General features: G+C 40.0%; 17 protein-coding genes, 2 tRNA genes and 3 rRNA genes. 7 read left to right on the top strand and 15 right to left on the bottom strand.

The window, feature by feature from the left end; all coding sequences use genetic code 11:
* Window positions 1–73: 73 nt before the first annotated feature.
* From ACVWNY_RS01795 to ACVWNY_RS01785, 3 genes are all read right to left on the bottom strand, one after another.
* A complete protein-coding gene (locus ACVWNY_RS01795; RefSeq protein ID WP_218324126.1) occupies window positions 74–1,396 on the bottom strand; it encodes a sensor histidine kinase in 1,323 nt (440 codons plus the stop codon).
* Complete coding sequence (locus ACVWNY_RS01790) at window positions 1,393–2,076, bottom strand: response regulator transcription factor (RefSeq protein WP_218324125.1); 684 nt, start codon at window positions 2,074–2,076, stop codon at window positions 1,393–1,395. The genes ACVWNY_RS01795 and ACVWNY_RS01790 overlap by 4 nt, the downstream gene beginning before the upstream one ends.
* A 145-nt stretch (window positions 2,077–2,221) precedes the next feature.
* Complete coding sequence (locus ACVWNY_RS01785) at window positions 2,222–2,941, bottom strand: TVP38/TMEM64 family protein (protein WP_218324124.1); 720 nt, start codon at window positions 2,939–2,941, stop codon at window positions 2,222–2,224.
* 377 nt (window positions 2,942–3,318) lie between these two features.
* On the opposite strand from ACVWNY_RS01785, the gene ACVWNY_RS01780 reads away from it, so the two are divergent.
* A tRNA-Thr gene (locus tag ACVWNY_RS01780) sits at window positions 3,319–3,391 on the top strand.
* A 106-nt stretch (window positions 3,392–3,497) separates the two neighbouring features.
* Window positions 3,498–4,256, top strand: a complete 759-nt coding sequence (locus ACVWNY_RS01775; protein WP_218324123.1) for a hypothetical protein — start codon at window positions 3,498–3,500, stop codon at window positions 4,254–4,256.
* A 41-nt stretch (window positions 4,257–4,297) separates the two neighbouring features.
* Here the strand turns inward: ACVWNY_RS01775 and ACVWNY_RS01770 are convergent, their stop codons facing one another.
* Window positions 4,298–4,939, bottom strand: a complete 642-nt coding sequence (locus ACVWNY_RS01770; RefSeq protein ID WP_218324122.1) for an HAD hydrolase-like protein — start codon at window positions 4,937–4,939, stop codon at window positions 4,298–4,300.
* A 136-nt stretch (window positions 4,940–5,075) separates the two neighbouring features.
* Between ACVWNY_RS01770 and ACVWNY_RS01765 the strand changes: the two genes are divergently transcribed.
* Window positions 5,076–6,050 (top strand): ring-cleaving dioxygenase, encoded by a 975-nt coding sequence (locus ACVWNY_RS01765; protein ID WP_218324121.1) that lies wholly within the window; start codon window positions 5,076–5,078, stop codon window positions 6,048–6,050.
* Window positions 6,051–6,102: 52 nt separating this feature from the next.
* Window positions 6,103–6,723, top strand: coding sequence for a flavin reductase family protein (locus ACVWNY_RS01760; protein WP_218324120.1), 621 nt, complete (start codon window positions 6,103–6,105; stop codon window positions 6,721–6,723).
* A 54-nt stretch (window positions 6,724–6,777) separates the two neighbouring features.
* Here ACVWNY_RS01760 and ACVWNY_RS01755 read toward each other — a convergent pair whose 3' ends face one another.
* The 7 genes from ACVWNY_RS01755 to ACVWNY_RS01725 form a co-directional block, all read right to left on the bottom strand.
* Window positions 6,778–7,137: an iron-sulfur cluster biosynthesis family protein gene (locus ACVWNY_RS01755; RefSeq protein WP_218324119.1), complete on the bottom strand. Its 360-nt coding sequence runs from the start codon at window positions 7,135–7,137 to the stop codon at window positions 6,778–6,780.
* 101 nt (window positions 7,138–7,238) lie between these two features.
* A tRNA-Asn gene (locus tag ACVWNY_RS01750) sits at window positions 7,239–7,312 on the bottom strand.
* Window positions 7,313–7,321: 9 nt separating this feature from the next.
* Window positions 7,322–7,437 (bottom strand): 5S ribosomal RNA (gene rrf, locus ACVWNY_RS01745).
* A gap of 83 nt (window positions 7,438–7,520) precedes the next feature.
* Window positions 7,521–10,433, bottom strand: a 23S ribosomal RNA gene (locus ACVWNY_RS01740).
* A gap of 230 nt (window positions 10,434–10,663) precedes the next feature.
* Window positions 10,664–12,223: ribosomal RNA gene (locus tag ACVWNY_RS01735) — 16S ribosomal RNA — on the bottom strand.
* The 16S, 23S and 5S rRNA genes sit together here with 1 tRNA gene alongside, the layout of an rRNA operon.
* 370 nt (window positions 12,224–12,593) lie before the next feature.
* Window positions 12,594–12,950: a hypothetical protein gene (locus ACVWNY_RS01730; protein WP_218327506.1), complete on the bottom strand. Its 357-nt coding sequence runs from the start codon at window positions 12,948–12,950 to the stop codon at window positions 12,594–12,596.
* A 78-nt stretch (window positions 12,951–13,028) separates the two neighbouring features.
* Window positions 13,029–13,427: a CvfD/Ygs/GSP13 family RNA-binding post-transcriptional regulator gene (locus ACVWNY_RS01725; protein ID WP_218327507.1), complete on the bottom strand. Its 399-nt coding sequence runs from the start codon at window positions 13,425–13,427 to the stop codon at window positions 13,029–13,031.
* A 150-nt stretch (window positions 13,428–13,577) separates the two neighbouring features.
* Between ACVWNY_RS01725 and ACVWNY_RS01720 the strand changes: the two genes are divergently transcribed.
* Complete coding sequence (locus ACVWNY_RS01720; protein ID WP_454071584.1) at window positions 13,578–14,738, top strand: MalY/PatB family protein; 1,161 nt, start codon at window positions 13,578–13,580, stop codon at window positions 14,736–14,738.
* 71 nt (window positions 14,739–14,809) lie between these two features.
* On the opposite strand, the gene ACVWNY_RS01715 is transcribed toward ACVWNY_RS01720, so the two are convergent.
* Window positions 14,810–15,394 (bottom strand): peptidylprolyl isomerase, encoded by a 585-nt coding sequence (locus ACVWNY_RS01715; protein ID WP_343214738.1) that lies wholly within the window; start codon window positions 15,392–15,394, stop codon window positions 14,810–14,812.
* 110 nt (window positions 15,395–15,504) lie between these two features.
* Here ACVWNY_RS01715 and ACVWNY_RS01710 point away from each other — a divergent pair, with 110 nt between their 5' ends.
* Window positions 15,505–16,503 carry an NAD(P)/FAD-dependent oxidoreductase gene (locus ACVWNY_RS01710; protein ID WP_454071583.1) on the top strand — a complete coding sequence of 333 codons (999 nt, stop codon included), beginning with the start codon at window positions 15,505–15,507 and terminating at the stop codon, window positions 16,501–16,503.
* A 1-nt stretch (window position 16,504) separates the two neighbouring features.
* Window positions 16,505–17,014, top strand: coding sequence for a phosphatidylglycerophosphatase A family protein (locus ACVWNY_RS01705; protein ID WP_218327510.1), 510 nt, complete (start codon window positions 16,505–16,507; stop codon window positions 17,012–17,014).
* Window positions 17,015–17,055: 41 nt separating this feature from the next.
* On the opposite strand, the gene ACVWNY_RS01700 is transcribed toward ACVWNY_RS01705, so the two are convergent.
* The 3 genes from ACVWNY_RS01700 to ACVWNY_RS01690 are packed head-to-tail and all read right to left on the bottom strand — an operon-like array spanning window position 17,056 to window position 19,323.
* Window positions 17,056–17,862: a MerR family transcriptional regulator gene (locus tag ACVWNY_RS01700; protein ID WP_218327511.1), complete on the bottom strand. Its 807-nt coding sequence runs from the start codon at window positions 17,860–17,862 to the stop codon at window positions 17,056–17,058.
* 5 nt (window positions 17,863–17,867) lie between these two features.
* Window positions 17,868–18,608, bottom strand: a complete 741-nt coding sequence (locus ACVWNY_RS01695; protein WP_218327512.1) for an ABC transporter permease — start codon at window positions 18,606–18,608, stop codon at window positions 17,868–17,870.
* Window positions 18,601–19,323: an ABC transporter ATP-binding protein gene (locus tag ACVWNY_RS01690; RefSeq protein ID WP_218327513.1), complete on the bottom strand. Its 723-nt coding sequence runs from the start codon at window positions 19,321–19,323 to the stop codon at window positions 18,601–18,603. Before ACVWNY_RS01690 ends, ACVWNY_RS01695 begins: the two co-directional genes overlap by 8 nt.
* Between the last annotated feature and the right edge of the window lie 34 nt (window positions 19,324–19,357).

Here is a 19,357-nt window from a genome sequence, read left to right as displayed (position 1 = left end):
TGACTTTATCTTATCAAGTTCCGAAAAGATAAAAACCAAGATTTAAGTGAAGGTAAATGAAGAATTCTTCATTTTAGAAAATAATCGTAAAAATCGTTCCCTGTGGCTGATTATCCGTCACAGTAATCTCCCCTTGATACTTTTTAACTAACGCATCAACAATCGATAAACCAATTCCTGAACCTTCAATCACACTAGAATGGGCATCATCTACCCGATAAAAACGTTCAAAAATTTTAGTCTTCTGATCATCTGAAATCCCAATTCCTTGATCAATCACCGCTAATTTAATTTTCCCATCAACATTTTTTAAAGTTACTTCTATAGGTTGTTTGTCTGGCGAATATTTCACAGCATTTTCCAATAAGTTTTGCAAAATTTGATTTAAATCATTTTTGACAAAGGTACCTGTAACATCCGGTGCGATTTGGTAACTAATCACGTGATCACTAATCGTTTGGATTTTTTCGATTGATTCCTTAACTAACTGAGATAAATTAACAGTCTCGGTGGCTTCGTCTTTTTGGCTACGACCTAATGTTAATAATTGATTACTCATGACTTCCATCCGTTTTGATTCTTGGTCAATAAAGGCCAATGATTTTTCCACTACTTCTGGATGTTCTTGACCACGACGTTTAATTAGATTAACATGCCCACGAATTGCTGCAATCGGCGTCCGCAATTCATGGGAAGCATCAGTAACAAACTGACTTTCTCTTTCCATAGCTGCTTTTTGTTTGATTAACAACTGATTAAAACTTTGGGTCACCGCCTGCATCTCCATTGGTTCATTAATTTCGGTCACTTGGGGTAAATCTTCGGTTTCTACTAAATGAATTTCATTTGCTAAACGACTTAATTTTTGGCTCCATTTACCCACCACGTAATAAATTAAGGTTGCACCAACAACAATCGTCACGACATTAAGAAAAATATTTAGCATCACCATGCTACTGGTAATATCTAAAATCGTTTCACTATTGACAGCGACCTCAATTTGTCCACCGTTATATTTCTCACTCTGATAAAGATAAATCCCTTCTTCGCTGGATAATAAATCACTAAAGAAAGGCAAATAGCGGCCTCGTGACAATTCGGAAAAAATTTCTTCAGCATCGTCAGAATAGTAAGTCGTGCCATCAGTTAAAATCACCCGCACCGCATCCTCATCGTCACTGGAAACTGTCGCATCTAAAATTTGCTGCAAATTATCTTGGCTGCCCTTTTGAATCGCTTCAATCATATTGTCGCTACGATCTTCTAAATATTCATAAGCCGAAAAAAAAGAAAGGAGGACAAAAAGTAAATTGCCAATAATTAGCAGTAGTAATAACACACCTGTTAAATTTCGGGTTAATTGTTTTTTAGCAGTAATTTCTTTCTTCTTTTTCATTCTCCCACCCTCAAAACATAGCCAACACCACGAACCGTCTGTAAATAGTTCTCATCGTCGACTGCTTTCAATTTATTTCGCAATGTTCGAATATAAACGTCTACAACATTGGTTTGACCAAAATAATCATAGCCCCAAACTTCATTTAATAATTCATCACGGGTTTTCACGGCTTCGGGTTCTTTCATTAATTCATATAAAATACCAAATTCTTTGGGCGTCAAATCAATTATTTGCTCATTCAATAAAACTTGGTGTTTCGCCACATCCATCGTAATGCCATGATATATTAAATGTTGCTCCACTTGTTTTTGCTTTTCCACTCGTCGCTCAATTACCCGAATCCGAGCAAATAATTCTTCAATTTCAAATGGTTTGGTTAAGTAATCATCCAATCCTGTGTCTAAACCTTGGACAATATCTGTGGTTTGGTCTCTTGCCGTCATCATAATAATCGGCACTTCTGATTGTTTGCGGATTCTTCTGGCAACAGTAATCCCATCAGTTTTTGGTAGCATCCAATCTAATAAAATTAAATCGATCGCTTCAGGGTTTTCAAAAAAGATTGTTAGCGCCTCTTGCCCATCGCTAGCCCAAACAGTTTCATAACCCTCAAATTTTAATTCTGTCTCAATAAAATTAGCCAAACTTTCTTCGTCTTCCACGATTAAAATTTTCATACTAACCCAACCTCCTTAGTTCCTCTCACTTATAGCATACTAGATTTTCACAAATAATCCGTCTTTTTTTTAATAAACAAGATGAAGATTTCTTCATTTAAGCAAAAAAAGACAATCCATTAAGGACTGTCTTTAAAAAAAGCAATTAATTTTCTTCTTGTTTCACTTTCTTTTTCTGCCGGTCGGTGTAAATTTTTCTAAATAAGACGATTAATGCCGATAAAGCAAATAAAATCATTAACGCACTCACCAACATACCAGCACCGCCAGTTAACATGCCGCCCACATAAGAATAAATAATCGTCGCCGGTAACTGCCCTAGTCCTGTCGCAATTAAAAAGCTCCCAAAGGACATCGCTGTCAAGCCTGCTGCATAACTAACAATGTCAAAAGAAATAAAAGGTAGTAGTCGCGCAATCAAAATACTCAGTCGACCGTATTTTTCAAAAAAGGTGTCAATTTGTTGCAAGCCACCCTTACTGGTTAATTTCTCAACCACATCCCGACCTAAAATGCGGGCAATCCAAAAACACAAAGCGGCTCCAGCCATCGAGGACACCCAAGACAGGATCGCACCTTGCCACCAACCAAAAAGATTGGCATTGGCAAAGGTGATCAAAAATGCCGGTAAAGGTGCTGCCACTGACTGAAAAATCATTAAGAAAAATGAAATCAGCACGGCATAGCCACCATAAGAAGCTATAAATTGCCGTACCACGGTAAAATCTCCACTGGCAAACATACCGACAATTTGGCGTACTATTTGATTCACACTAGGTACAAGAAAATAGATCAGTACCAAAATAACGACAACACCAACAACAATCAATTTACTAACTAAGCTTTTTTTTGTTTCCTTTTTCATAGGCTCTCCTTTTGTAAACGTATTTCAAACGCCACAAAAAAACCATCCATCCACTACCTATTACTACAAATATACTTACAACAATTCGCAAAGGGATTTTTTGTGGAAAAACTTAGAAACTCTAAGTGTATGGTAACTCAATTTTTTCTCATAAAAATCCCTCCCAATCTAAAATAAAGCGCTTTTTTCTTATTATAAGTATAGCAAAACAAAAAACAGCTATCAATGAATCTTTCTATTTGAAGTCAACTAAAAATAACTAATTTATAAGCCTTTGAAAACTTCCAATTAGGACCAAATTTTTTAAATTTAAATTTGATTGACTTTTAAAAAAAGCTTTTATATAATTATCTGTGCAGCTTAATAAGATAACAAATGCCGCCTTAGCTCAGCTGGTAGAGCGCCACCATGGTAAGGTGGAGGTCGACGGTTCAAGCCCGTCAGGTGGCTTTACAAAAACCAATCCTTTACAGATTGGTTTTTTTGTATCCAAGCAAATTATTTTTTTCTACCTGGCATTTCTCGTATACTGAAATAAAAAAAGCAGGAGATTCCTATGGACTTACAAGTATCCATCGAAAAAAACGAGATTAACATTATTCATCAAAATATAATGATTAGCATCAGCTCAAACCCTAGCAATATACCTCTCAACCATCTATTGCTTTACACTAAAAATCGTCAATTAAACGGAATTGGTATCGACAATCATCAGCCAAGTGTAGATTTTGATACGCTGATTACGATTAGCTGTGACTTTGATTTTCCATTAGCCGACTATGGTGAGTTTTTCTATCAACAGTTAACTGATGCAAAATTAACGATTGCCCGCGAGTTTCCAGCGAAAAAGATTCCACAAAATTATATCAATCAATTAGACGACTTTTACGAATCGGTTGCAACAATTTTAACGGCTTTTGGTTATCCTATGAAAAAAATCAAAAAAGCACCCGCAAAGGCGCAACATCGCTGGCGTAAAGAAATCAGTACCGTTGAATTTTTTATTGATTATAATGAAGCAAAAGGCACTGCCATTTGGCAAAAGCGCAACGAGTTAAAACTTTTAGCCGGCGCAACATTAAAAAAAGAACCCCCTTTAAACAAAGACGGTTCTCTTGGTTTTGCTGCCAAATTCACTCAGAGCTTGCGAGCAGAGCATGCTAAACAAATAAAAAATTTTACTACTACCGAAGATATTATTTTCAAAAGCGTCAATGAGATAGGAAACTTCTTATATTTTGCCGGTACCAACAGCTGGCTCATCTTAAAAGATGTTAACGGTAAAACGATTGATGACTACACATTAGTTAAATAATCTTTCGGCTTAAACCAGTCCTTCAAAAAATGACTGGTTTTTTATTTGATTTTTTTTATCGCAAAAGGTAATTCAGTGACAGACTCGATGATTTCATCAGCTCCGGCAGCCGTTAGCTCTGTACGATCACCAAAACCATATAATACACCAATTGTTTTTAAATGGTTTTCCCTTCCACCAAGGATATCAAATTCACGATCACCCACCATTATTCCCTCTGTCGTGTCCAGCTGATCCAACGCATACTCGATGACTGCTGTTTTACTTGATAATTTCCCGTCCATATCGGCACCAAAAACACCTTCAAATTGATTTAATCCTAGGTTTTTAATAATTTGTTTCGCATATTTTTCAGGTTTTGAAGTGGCTACAGCCAATCTATTTTCTTTTGCCAAACTAGTCAATGTCTCAGCAATATTGGGGTACATCGTTAATTCCTTCAAACCAGCAACCGCAAAATGCTCACGATAAGTGGCAATCGCTTGGTCGATTTCCAGCGGATCAGTCACTTCTAAATATGTTGATAAAGAATCTTTCAAAGGTGGTCCGATAAACAAACGTAAAGTTGCTTGATCTAATTTTTTTAAGCCTAACCGATCAATCATATAGTTTAAACTATTAATGATTCCTTCACTGGAGTCTACCAAGGTGCCATCCAGATCAAATAATATTGTATTTTTCATAAGAGCGCCTCCTTATTTTCATCCTAGCGATTTTTACTTGAATTATCAAGCGGAGTTGAAATTCTTGCTTTAAAAAATTAATCCTGTATACTTACTTTTAGTAAGAGTTAATCAGACAATCAAGGAGGATTTTTCAATGGATACACAAATTAGAGGATTACACCACGTTACTGCAATGACTTCCAGCGCCGAAAAAAATTATCGTTTTTTCACTGATGTACTAGGTTTACGCATGATTAAAAAAACAGTCAATCAAGATGACATCAGTGCTTATCATTTATATTTTACTGATGATGTCGGCGGTGCCGGTACAGACATGACTTTCTTTGACTTCCAAGGACTACCAAAAGGCCAAAAAGGAACGAATACGATTGCTCGAACTGGCTTCCGTGTAGCAACTGATGCTAGTTTAGCTTATTGGGTAGAACGTTTTGATCGTTTAAATGTTGAGCATGGTGAAATTAAAGAACGTTTCGGTAAAAAGTATTTGGAATTCAGTGATTTTGATGATCAATTAATGCAATTGGTTTCCGATGAACATAACAAAGGGGTTGCAGCAGGTATTCCTTGGAAAAATTCCAATGTTCCCGCTGAACACTCAATTATCGGCTTAGGCCCAACCATTGTAGTTGTTTCAAACTTTGATCATATGAAACTTGTCTTGAAAAATGTTTTAGGCTTTGAAGAAACAGCTTCAGACGGCACGATGCATTTATTTGAAGTTGGCGAAGGCGGTAACGGGGCTACTATCATCGTAGATCATCGTGAAGATTTGCCACCAGCAATGCAAGGCTTTGGTAACGTTCATCACCTAGCTTTACGGGTTGCTGACGATGAAGCTTTACGTTTTTGGATTAAAAAAATCAATGAATTAGAATTCCCAAATTCAGGTTTTGTTGACCGTTTCTATTTCCAATCTGAATATTTCCAAGCAGCACCTGGGGTTTTATTTGAATTAGCAACAGATGGTCCTGGCTTCTTACAAGATGAAACTTACGAACACGCAGGTGAAATCTTATCATTACCTCCACACTTACAAAGTGAACGGGAAGAAATCGAAGCATATGTGAGACCATTTGATACATCCGATGCCAATACAAAACGTCAATAAAATAAAGGCTGGACCATTTATACTGGCCCAGCCTTTTTTTAGGAGGAAAAAGATGATTGAATATGAAGCAAATAACTTAACTACACAACAGCATTATAAATTTTTAACTGGTAGTATTATCCCACGCCCGATTGCTTGGGTCACAACATTTAATAAAGCAAAAGAGGTAATAAATGCTGCCCCTTTTAGTTATTTCAGTGTCATCGCCAAAGATCTACCTTTGGTCAGCCTGTCAATTAATCGACAACCCAATCAACAAATGAAAGATACTGCCAAAAATTTATCTGAAACAAATGAAGCAGTTATTCAAATTGTAAACGATGACGTCCTAGTATTGATGAATGCAACAGCTGCGACCTTATCAGAAACAGAAAGTGAATTATCAAACCTACCCGTCACTATGATCGACAGCAAAAAAATAGCCGTTCCAGGCATCCAAGAAGCACCAATTCGTCTAGAAGTAAAAGTCCATCAATACATTCCTATCACTAATAATCAAATAATTATCAGCGACTTATTCATCTTAGAAGTATTGCACTATTCATTTTCAGAAGATGTTTTCGATGCTGACAAAGAATACATTTTACCTGAAAAATTATCTCCAGTTGCCCGATTAGCCGGCGAAACATATAGCCATATCTCAAATCTTATCGATATCAAAAGACCTAAATAAATATAAAAACAACGCTTTGCATTGACAAAGCGTTGTTTACTATAATTATTTAATTTAGTTGCTAATTTTTTCTCTCAAATCAACAATCTGTACGTTTCCATCAATCATACCACTTGGGCCTTTTAACTTAATTAATGACATTCTTGGATCATAATCTAAAATTAAATTGTCTTCCAAATACATTTCAGAGTGTTTTTTTATTGGCATTTCACCAATATCACTAGAAATTACTTCAGTATAATCAGATTGATCTTGATCTTTTCCTAATACCAACAATCTGAAACTTATATTTATAGCACAAGTTCCAAACTTAGAGTATTTGCCCACACCATCATCTAAATCGAGAACAATCGTCCCGTTTTTTTGATAATCTTTCAACTGGTCTATTAATGATTCAGAAATTTTCATGTACATAATTTCATCCCCTTTATGTAAGAAGAATAACATCAAATCAATTTAAACCACAGAAATTTGCTCACAAAAAAAACAATTCAATTTATGAATTGTTTTAATGACTCCGGCAGTAGGACTCGAACCTACGACATCATGATTAACAGTCATGCGCTACTACCAACTGAGCTATGCCGGAATAAATTACGCGTGGCGACGTCCTACTCTCACAAGGGGCAACCCCTCACTACGATCGGCGCTAAAAAGCTTAACTTCTGTGTTCGACATGGGAACAGGTGTATCCTTCTTGCTATCGCCACCACACTATTTAGTTGAGTAAACTTCGCTCACTCAAAACTGGATCAAAAAACATTCCATCTTTTTTTAACTTCCGAGTCCATTTTTTCTTGGTTAAGTCCTCGATCGATTAGTATCAGTCCGCTCCGTACATCACTGCACTTCCACTTCTGACCTATCTACCTGATCTTCTCTCAGGGATCTTACTTTCTTTAAGAAATGGGAAATCTCATCTTGAGGTGGGCTTCACACTTAGATGCTTTCAGCGTTTATCCCTTCCCTACATAGCTACCCAGCGATGCCTTTGGCAAGACAACTGGTACACCAGCGGTAAGTCCATCCCGGTCCTCTCGTACTAAGGACAGATCCTCTCAAATTTCCAACGCCCGCGACGGATAGGGACCGAACTGTCTCACGACGTTCTGAACCCAGCTCGCGTGCCGCTTTAATGGGCGAACAGCCCAACCCTTGGGACCGACTACAGCCCCAGGATGCGACGAGCCGACATCGAGGTGCCAAACCTCCCCGTCGATGTGGACTCTTGGGGGAGATAAGCCTGTTATCCCCAGGGTAGCTTTTATCCGTTGAGCGATGGCCCTTCCATGCGGAACCACCGGATCACTAAGCCCGACTTTCGTCCCTGCTCGACTTGTAGGTCTCGCAGTCAAGCTCCCTTGTGCCTTTACACTCTGCGAATGATTTCCAACCATTCTGAGGGAACCTTTGGGCGCCTCCGTTACTCTTTAGGAGGCGACCGCCCCAGTCAAACTGCCCATCTGACACTGTCTCCCATCACGATTAGTGATGCGGGTTAGAGTGGCCATAACACAAGGGTAGTATCCCACCATTGCCTCCGTCGAAACTAGCGTCCCGACTTCTACGGCTCCTACCTATCCTGTACATGTGGTACAGACACTCAATATCAAACTGCAGTAAAGCTCCATGGGGTCTTTCCGTCCTGTCGCGGGTAACCTGCATCTTCACAGGTACTAAAATTTCACCGAGTCTCTCGTTGAGACAGTGCCCAAATCGTTACGCCTTTCGTGCGGGTCGGAACTTACCCGACAAGGAATTTCGCTACCTTAGGACCGTTATAGTTACGGCCGCCGTTTACTGGGGCTTCAATTCGTACCTTCGCTTACGCTAAGCACTCCTCTTAACCTTCCAGCACCGGGCAGGCGTCAGCCCCTATACTTCATCTTTCGATTTTGCAGAGACCTGTGTTTTTGATAAACAGTCGCTTGGGCCTATTCACTGCGGCTGATCGTTAGATCAGCACCCCTTCTCCCGAAGTTACGGGGTCATTTTGCCGAGTTCCTTAACGAGAGTTCGCTCGCTCACCTTAGGATACTCTCCTCGACTACCTGTGTCGGTTTACGGTACGGGTCATTGTTTTCTCACTAGAAGCTTTTCTTGGCAGTGTGACATCAGAAACTTCGGTACTTGTATTTCCCTCCCCATCACAACTTGTCCTTAGAAAGATAAGCATTTGACTCATCTTAAGACTCATTGCTTAGACAGACATTTCCAATCGTCTGATTTCTTAGCCTACTGCGTCCCTCCATTGCTCAAACAAAAACAACGAGTACAGGAATATCAACCTGTTATCCATCGCCTACGCCTTTCGGCCTCGGCTTAGGTCCCGACTAACCCTGGGCGGACGAGCCTTCCCCAGGAAACCTTAGTCATACGGTGGACAGGATTCTCACCTGTCTTTCGCTACTCATACCGGCATTCTCACTTCTAAGCGCTCCAGCAGTCCTCACGGTCTACCTTCAACGCCCTTAGAACGCTCTCCTACCATTACACCCTAAGGTGTAATCCACAGCTTCGGTAATATGTTTAGCCCCGGTACATTTTCGGCGCAGGGTCACTCGACTAGTGAGCTATTACGCACTCTTTAAATGGTGGCTGCTTCTAAGCCAACATCCTAGTTGTCTGTGCAACCCCACATCCTTTTCCACTTAACATATATTTTGGGACCTTAGCTGGTGGTCTGGGCTGTTTCCCTTTCGACTATGGATCTTATCACTCACAGTCTGACTCCCAGAGATAAATGTATGGCATTCGGAGTTTATCTGAATTCGGTAACCCGAGATGGGCCCCTAGTCCAAACAGTGCTCTACCTCCATCATTCTTACTCTGAGGCTAGCCCTAAAGCTATTTCGGAGAGAACCAGCTATCTCCAAGTTCGTTTGGAATTTCTCCGCTACCCACACCTCATCCCCGCACTTTTCAACGTACGTGGGTTCGGTCCTCCAGTGCGTTTTACCGCACCTTCAACCTGGACATGGGTAGATCACATGGTTTCGGGTCTACGACCACATACTCATTCGCCCTATTCAGACTCGCTTTCGCTACGGCTCCGTCTCTTCGACTTAACCTCGCATGGGATCGTAACTCGCCGGTTCATTCTACAAAAGGCACGCCATCACCCATTAACGGGCTTTGACTTGTTGTAGGCACACGGTTTCAGGATCTATTTCACTCCCCTTCCGGGGTGCTTTTCACCTTTCCCTCACGGTACTGGTTCACTATCGGTCACTAGGGAGTATTTAGCCTTGGGAGATGGTCCTCCCGGATTCCGACGGAATTCCTCGTGTTCCGCCGTACTCAGGATCCTCCTAGGTGTGATTCAAATTTCATCTACGGGGCTTTTACCCTGTCTCGCAGACCTTTCCAGGTCCTTCGATTATTTCAATCAACTACCATATCGGAGTCCTACAACCCCAAGAGGCAAGCCTCTTGGTTTGGGCTTTTCCCGTTTCGCTCGCCGCTACTCAGGGAATCGATTTTTCTTTCTCTTCCTGCAGGTACTTAGATGTTTCAGTTCTCTGCGTCTACCTCCATTCAGCTATGTATTCACTGAACAGTAACATCCTGTTAAAGATGCTGGGTTTCCCCATTCGGAAATCTCCGGATCAAAGCTTACTTACAGCTCCCCGAAGCATATCGGTGTTAGTCCCGTCCTTCATCGGCTCCTAGTGCCAAGGCATCCACCGTGCGCCCTTATTCACTTAACCTTATCAACCTTACGGTTGGGTCTTTATCTTCCCTCTAGCGATAGAGTTCCAATAAATAAAAAATAAGCAATTGAACTATTAAAAAACTCATTCAACGCGGTGTTCTCGGTTTGTTTTAAAAATTTTTGGTTTGTTTTTTGTATCCAGTTTTCAATGAACGATTTGAGAGTAGACCTCTCAAAACTGAACGAATAAAGATAAACTTGTGTAGTCTCCGTAATTTTCCTTAGAAAGGAGGTGATCCAGCCGCACCTTCCGATACGGCTACCTTGTTACGACTTCACCCCAATCATCTATCCCACCTTAGGCGGCTGGCTCCATAAAGGTTACCTCACCGACTTCGGGTGTTACAAACTCTCGTGGTGTGACGGGCGGTGTGTACAAGGCCCGGGAACGTATTCACCGCGGCGTGCTGATCCGCGATTACTAGCGATTCCGGCTTCATGTAGGCGAGTTGCAGCCTACAATCCGAACTGAGAGAAGCTTTAAGAGATTAGCTTAGCCTTGCGACTTCGCGACTCGTTGTACTTCCCATTGTAGCACGTGTGTAGCCCAGGTCATAAGGGGCATGATGATTTGACGTCATCCCCACCTTCCTCCGGTTTGTCACCGGCAGTCTCGCTAGAGTGCCCAACTAAATGATGGCAACTAACAATAAGGGTTGCGCTCGTTGCGGGACTTAACCCAACATCTCACGACACGAGCTGACGACAACCATGCACCACCTGTCACTTTGCCCCCGAAGGGGAAGCTCTATCTCTAGAGTGGTCAAAGGATGTCAAGACCTGGTAAGGTTCTTCGCGTTGCTTCGAATTAAACCACATGCTCCACCGCTTGTGCGGGCCCCCGTCAATTCCTTTGAGTTTCAACCTTGCGGTCGTACTCCCCAGGCGGAGTGCTTAATGCGTTAGCTGCAGCACTGAAGGGCGGAAACCCTCCAACACTTAGCACTCATCGTTTACGGCGTGGACTACCAGGGTATCTAATCCTGTTTGCTCCCCACGCTTTCGAGCCTCAGCGTCAGTTACAGACCAGAGAGCCGCCTTCGCCACTGGTGTTCCTCCATATATCTACGCATTTCACCGCTACACATGGAATTCCACTCTCCTCTTCTGCACTCAAGTCTCCCAGTTTCCAATGACCCTCCCCGGTTGAGCCGGGGGCTTTCACATCAGACTTAAGAGACCGCCTGCGCTCGCTTTACGCCCAATAAATCCGGACAACGCTTGCCACCTACGTATTACCGCGGCTGCTGGCACGTAGTTAGCCGTGGCTTTCTGGTCAGATACCGTCAAGGGATAAACTTTCCACTCTTATCCTTGTTCTTCTCTGACAACAGAGTTTTACGATCCGAAAACCTTCTTCACTCACGCGGCGTTGCTCGGTCAGACTTTCGTCCATTGCCGAAGATTCCCTACTGCTGCCTCCCGTAGGAGTTTGGGCCGTGTCTCAGTCCCAATGTGGCCGATCACCCTCTCAGGTCGGCTATGCATCGTTGCCTTGGTGAGCCGTTACCTCACCAACTAGCTAATGCACCGCGGGTCCATCCTCCAGTGACGCAATTGCGCCTTTCAAAAGAAAACCAGGCGGTTTTCTCTGTTATGCGGTATTAGCACCTGTTTCCAAGTGTTATCCCCCGCTGGAGGGTAGGTTACCCACGTGTTACTCACCCGTTCGCCACTCCTTTTCTTTCGGTGGAGCAAGCTCCGGTGAAAGAAAAAGCGTTCGACTTGCATGTATTAGGCACGCCGCCAGCGTTCGTCCTGAGCCAGGATCAAACTCTCATTAAAAAGTTTGCACAGTCTTGCGACTGTTAGCTCAATTGTATTAATTGACTTGTTGCTAGCATATTGCTTGCTTTGTATTGTTTGTTCCTATAAATAGGAACGCCCTACACATTTGGTTCGTCTTATTCGTTCAGTTTTCAAAGGTCTATTTCTGTTGCATCAGCAACTTTTATATCATAACAGCTGACCGAATGAATGTCAATAACTTTTTGAAATATTTTTTTCGAAACTTTTTAAATCATTTCAAATTGTTTGCCTTCGTCATTTGACAGCTTAGTTAGATTATCATTTCATTTACAGTCCGTCAATAGTTTTTTTCTGAAAAAATAAAAAAATCTGAAAAGAAATTTTTCTTTCCAGATTTCACAGTATTTTATTTAAATAATGGTACGCCTTCAATTTGTACACTGCTTAAAATTTCTCTCAAACTATCTGGTGTTTCCCAAAAATAATCTTGGGGTAAAGCGGTGGTTGTACCTTGCATTTCAAATACATAAAGCGGCATGCTTTGTCCTCTACTTTGCGTATTTGTTAGCTCCATTAAATTAATATTGTTGACATCAATTAGCAACTTTTCCTTCAAAAAGTTCAAAAAGCTTGCTAAAACAGTGTTTCCAGTTTGGGTATCCGTGCGAGCGAATTCTTTCGTACTTCCATCTTCGTGAACTAAAAAACGTTTTGAACCATCTTCCAGATGTAACATAATCGTTCCAGATATTTGTTTTGTCACAATATTCACCTCTAAGTTTTACTGGTTAAAACATTGTAACATCTTTTCTGAAAAAATGGAATTTCCAAATGAAAAATATCATTGGTTTCCATCTTTTATTTTCGCAGCAGCATTTTCTTGTAATGCTTCATAGGTTTCTTTTGTCCAGATAGGCATGTTTTCTGCTAATGAACGAAAACCGATATGCTTGTTACGGTTGGTAAAGTATCTTTTTCGATGCAAAGATGGCGGTGCTGGATGCGTCATTAAAGTTCGTAAAGACAAACTGATTTTTTCAGTATACTCGTCAATATCAATGATTTGAACCTTGACTGTCTCACCGACATTTAAATATTGATGAATATTTTTAGTGTAGCCAGATTGGATTTCGGATACATGAATTAGTCCTTGTGTCTGATCATCTAATGATACAAATGCACCGTATGGCTGAATACCGGTAATTTTTCCTTTGATAACTTGTCCTATTTTATAACTCATTTGATTCCCTCTCTTCGCTTTTTCATTATACTTGAAAAGTTTAATTTATTATAGTTTTTTAGAAGAAAGCATTTTTTATTACTATTTCTTGCTTGTAAAACGTATACTGTTAATGAGAGAGGTCATGTTACGAATAGGAGGATTTTTTTTATGGTAAATTTTGATCAAGAAATTAATCGGACCGGAACACAAAGTATTAAATGGGACGAAATTAATAAGATGCACAATGAAAGTGGCTTACTTCCTTTGTGGATTGCCGATATGGATTTTAAAGCTCCTGAAGGGGTGATTGACAGCTATCAAAAATTATTGAATCACGGAATTTTTGGTTATACAGCAGCCAGTGATGACTTGTTTTCCGCTTTGATAAATTGGGAGAAGAAAAGATATAATTTATCATTAACCACTGAGAATATTTTACTTTTCACTAGTGTATTAGCAGGAATTACAACGGCGATTCAAACCTTCACACAAGCAAATGACGCTGTTTTGATTCACGATCCCATATATCCACCCTTTGCTGACATTGTAAAACGAAATAAAAGAAAATTGGTCCGTAGTCGTTTAATTGAAGAAAAGGGACAATTTAAAATGGATTTTTCTGATATGGAAGAAAAATTCAAAAAGCAAAATATCAAAGCTTTTATTCTATGTAACCCCCATAATCCCGGTGGACGTGTCTGGTCGAAAGCGGAACTTACACAATTAGGCGAACTATGTAAAAAATATCATGTTATCGTGTTGGCAGATGAGATTCATCAAGATCTAGTATTTGAACCAGCCGAAATGACTTCATTTCTGACAGCCGGTTCCTTCGATGACTTTGCGATTAAATTTACTTCAGTCACTAAAACATTTAATTTAGCTGGCATCAAAAGTGCTGTAGCCATCGTTAAAAATCCTGCCTTGAAGACACGCTTGGAACAATATCAACAGATGAACTTCCAACACGAGGTCAATACTTTTGGAATGGTGGGCATGCAAGCCGCCTATGAAACCGGTGGAGAATGGCTAGCCGAATTGCTGGTTTATTTAAAGAAAAACATTGCTTATACTTTAGAATTCTTTGCTGAAAATCTTCCAAAAGTCAAGATCATGCAGCCGGAAGGAACCTATCTCTTGTGGTTAGATTTTTCTGAATATGGTTTAACTGATGAGGCATTAGAAAATAAATTGGTTCATGAAGGAAAAGTCGTTTTAAATCCGGGGATTAGCTATGGTTCTGGTGGCGCCCATCATATGCGTTTAAATGTTGCTTGTCCGCTAAAAACATTGCAAGCAGGTTTAGAGCGCATCAAGAAATGTTTGTAAAAATTAATTCATCTAAATAAAATGCCCCTCAAAAGCTGACTTAAAAACCAACTTTTGAGGGGCATTATTTTTTATTCTACTTCGATTGATTCGATGATTACATCGTTGACTGGTTTATCTTGTGGTCCACGTTTCACTGCACCGATGGCGTCGACAACGTCCATTCCATCAATGACTTGACCGAAAACAGTATGGCGACCATCTAACCAAGGTGTTCCACCATCTTTATAAGTTTCGACAATTTCATTTGGGAAACCAGCATCAGCCAATTGACCTAACATATTATCTGGTACATTTTGGTTGTTTACGATGAAAAATTGGCTACCATTAGTGTTTGGACCAGCATTTGCCATCGATAATGCACCACGAACGTTAAATAATTTTTGTGAAAATTCATCTTCAAATTTTGCACCATAGATACTTTCGCCACCCATACCAGTACCGGTTGGATCGCCACCTTGAATCATGAAATCAGGAATAACACGGTGAAAAATTACACCATCGTAGTAACCTTTGTTAGCTAATTCAATAAAGTTTTGAACTGTTCTTGGTGCTTCGTCGATAAATAATGCGACTTTAATATCTCCCATATTGGTTTTGATTGTTGCTTTTGGACCAAAATGAGCATCAATGTTTAATTGTGGAAACAAATTAATTTCCTCCTTTAATTTTACTGATTACATTTTATCAGATTTTCGCCAGATTTCACATTAATTCATTTCTCATAAAAGATTTGTTACAATAAGAGCTCGAAAGGAAGTTTGCTATGGAAATATATGATGTAACAATTATCGGAGCCGGACCAGTCGGTATGTATGCCGCTTTTTACGCTGGAATTCGACAAGCAAAAACTAAAATCATCGACTCTTTACCACAGCTTGGCGGACAGTTAACCACACTCTATGCCGAAAAATATATTTATGATATCCCAGGATTTCCTGCAATTAAAGCCGGTGACCTGATTCATAATTTAGAAGAACAGCTACAAACTTTTTCTCATACTTATTGTTTAGCTGAAGAAGTCATACATTTAGAAAAAAAAGAAGATTACTTTATCTTGACCACCAATAAAGACGTTCATTATAGTAAATCGGTCATCCTTGCCTTAGGAAACGGTTCTTTCCAGCCACGAAAATTACAAGTGGAAAAAGCGGATTACTTTGAGAATAATGGGATTGCTTACTATATAAATGATTTGATGCAATATGCTGGCAAGAAAGTTGCGATTGCTGGTGGAGGTGACTCGGCGATTGACTGGGCTTTAATGCTAGAACCAATTGCTGCAGAAGTCTCCTTAATTCATCGCCGCCCAGAATTTCGGGGGCATGAACACAGTGTGACAAAATTAAAAAATTCAACTGTTAAGCTATATACCTCGTATTTAATTAAAGAACTCCATGGTGAACAAAATTTAACGGGAATTACTTTGCAAAAAGCTAAAACAGATGAGTTTGAAACTTTAGACGTCGATACTTTGATGGTCAATTATGGTTTTACTTCTTCATTGGATCATTTGACAGTTTGGGGAATTGACAATTCTCGCCGTGGGATTGAAGTGGCTTCAAATATGGAGACTTCCTTAAATGGCGTCTTTGCTGCTGGTGATATTGTCGACTATGATGGCAAGGTAAAACTAATTGCTACTGGTTTTGGTGAAGCACCGACAGCCATTAACAATGCGCTATTTTATAATGATCCTAAAACAAGACGTCAACCCGTCCACAGTACCAGCTTATTTCCAAAACTAAAAGAACAGGAGAATTGATATGGTTTTTGAGACAGATCATTTAGAAGAATTTGCTCGCGGTTTATTGGTAGAACGAGGTGTTTCAATCAACGACATCGCCGAATTGGTTTTCTTTTTACAAAAAGATTATGTGGTGGATTTAACCCTTGAACAATGTGCTTACAGCGTTGATCGAGTGTTGACTAAACGAGAAGTCCACAATGCGATTATTACCGGTGTGCAACTGGATAAATTAGCCGAAGAAAAAAAACTAGACTCACCCTTGCAGGAAATCATCGAGGAAGATGAGGGCTTGTATGGCATTGATGAAATCATGGCGTTATCGATCGTCAATGTGTTTGGTTCTATTGGTTTTACTAACTATGGCTATATCGACAAAGTCAAACCAGGGATTTTAGAAAAATTAAACAGCCATGATGGTGTTCATGTTCATACTTTTTTAGATGACTTAGTGGGCGCAATTGCGGCGGCGGCGGCCAGTCGTTTGGCCCACGAAGAACCACAAAAATTAGATGGCTCAATGAAATAAAACGAGACAGCACTAGATTTTTTTCTAGCGCTGTCTCATTTTTATTTTACTGGTATTTGAATTTCTGTCAGCCATTCTTCAGTCGATTCTTTATTCCAGATACCGTCAATATAATTTTCTCGCGGCAAATCAGCTATTTCGAAACCATGGGCTTCAATATAATTCAATATCGCTGCGTAGGCTTGTGGTAGATTTTCATAAGCGCCTCGATGCATCGTACAAACAGCTCGTGGCACTTCTTCGATTATCTTAAATTTCAACTCGCCAAAATCGGCCTTCATTTCGGTGACCGCTTCACAAATTTCGTAATCAATTTCACTTTCGCGATATTCCTGATCGTGATAAATGTTGAAACAATATTCAGGAATCCGACATTCACAACCAGCTTGTTCCATTAAGCGCCCCATTTCTGGCACAACGGTTAAAAGTTCCTGATAAGTATTGACTGTTCTGCGAACGGAAGCAATAATCACTTCTGGCAGTCTCTTTTCCACCATGTGATAAGTCTGCAAATAATCTTGTTGCATATAGCTTTCAATCATCGATAACATTTGAGTCTTCTCGGCAATTTCCCGTAAAAGTTGGACCTTTTTGTGCTGCAGCAAATTATTCTCTGCTTTCCCCTGGGTGCTGGCTTGAATTTCTTCAATCGAAAAACCAATCTTTTTTAGTGCCAATAATTGATGCAACTGTCCTACTTGACCTGCACTATAATAGCGATAACCATTATCAGGATCAATAAAACGTGGCTTCAACAAGCCAATATCATCATAATAGCGCAATGTTTTAATCGTCACTTGATTCATTTTAGAAAACATGCCGATCCGATATAATTTTTCTTCTTCCATCTCATCTACTCCCAACGAAAAATTTTGATTGCCACAACGAAGGTGAGAATACCTAGAAGGACTAGGTAGCTAATGATCATCCCTTGATTTTCTAACGGCTGCGCCAAAGTGATACTCTTTAAAAGTTTGATACCTTGGGTTAAAGGTAAAACAGTAGCGACCTGTTGAACTACCTTAGGAAATAATTCAAAAGGAATCACCGCTCCCGATAAAAACAACATTGGAAAATAAACAAAAGTACAAACAACGTTAGCAATCTTCAAATTTTTACACAAGCTAGCAATCAATAAACCTAAACCATACATACTGAACATCACTAAAAAGTAGCCGCCAATTAATTTTAGCCAACTGCCCTGCATTTGATAATTCAAGAAGACAATCCCTACAAATATCACGATAACCGCTGAAGCAATCGCGGTCAAGGCTGCTACGATAAATTGCGCCAATATAACTACCAGCGGAGAAACCGGCGTCACAAAAAAATGTTTCAAAATCTTTTTGTCCCGATAATCACAGATCGTCAGCGGAATCCCCATAAAAGCTGTTGCACAGATACCGACAGCCAACAAAGACGCAAAACTACTGTCTAAAAAAGTATAATCCGCACCGTTTGCCGAATGATTGCCAGCAATCATCTCAATCAAAAGTAATACACAAACAGGCATACCAATCCCAAAAATAATGCCATCCAATGTTCGCGTCGCTAATTTCCCTTGAATTTTTGTTAAGGTTAATAAACTATGCATGCTTGTTCCCTCCCATATAAAAAAGATACGCCTCTTCTAAATTGTCGTACATTGTTTGTTGAATGACTTCCTCCACTTCACCCGTGATCACTTTTTGCCCATCCTTTATTAAAAATACCCGATCACACAACATTTCAGCCTCTTCCATATAATGAGTTGTCAAAATAATCGTCAAGCCTTGCTTCTTTAGATCTAACAACGTTTGCCAAACTTCTCGCCGCGCTTCAGTATCTAAGCCAGTCGTTAGCTCATCTAGAAAAATCACTTGCGGTTGCGGAATGAGGGCTAAAATAATTGAAAGTTTTTGTCTTTGTCCACCTGATAAATCTGCTACTTTTTGTTTCAAGAATGGTTCAAGACCAAATAATGTCAGCAATTCTCGATAGTCTCTTGGCGCTTCGTACAAGCTAGCCATCTCTTCACACAATTCTTGCACCCGAATCATGTCCTGATAACTGGATGATTGCAGCTGAACCCCGACCTTTTGAAAAACAGTCTGACGATTCTTTCTAGGATTGCTACCGAAAATTTTAGCTTCTCCAGCATCCAGTTTGCGAATACCTAGGAGACATTCAATTGTAGTAGATTTCCCAGCGCCATTAGGTCCCAACAACCCAAAAACTTCTCCTGCCTTGACTGAAAAGCTTAAGCCCTTTACAACTATTTTCCCTCCATATTTTTTGGTTAGATTTTTTGCTTCGACACAGATTGTCATCATCGACCGCCCCTTTCATTTACTAGGATATAAT

Source organism: Enterococcus sp. JNUCC 77, from assembly GCF_054819945.1.
Note: the sequence above shows the minus strand (reverse complement) of the source record. Positions and strands in the feature narration are given on the sequence as shown.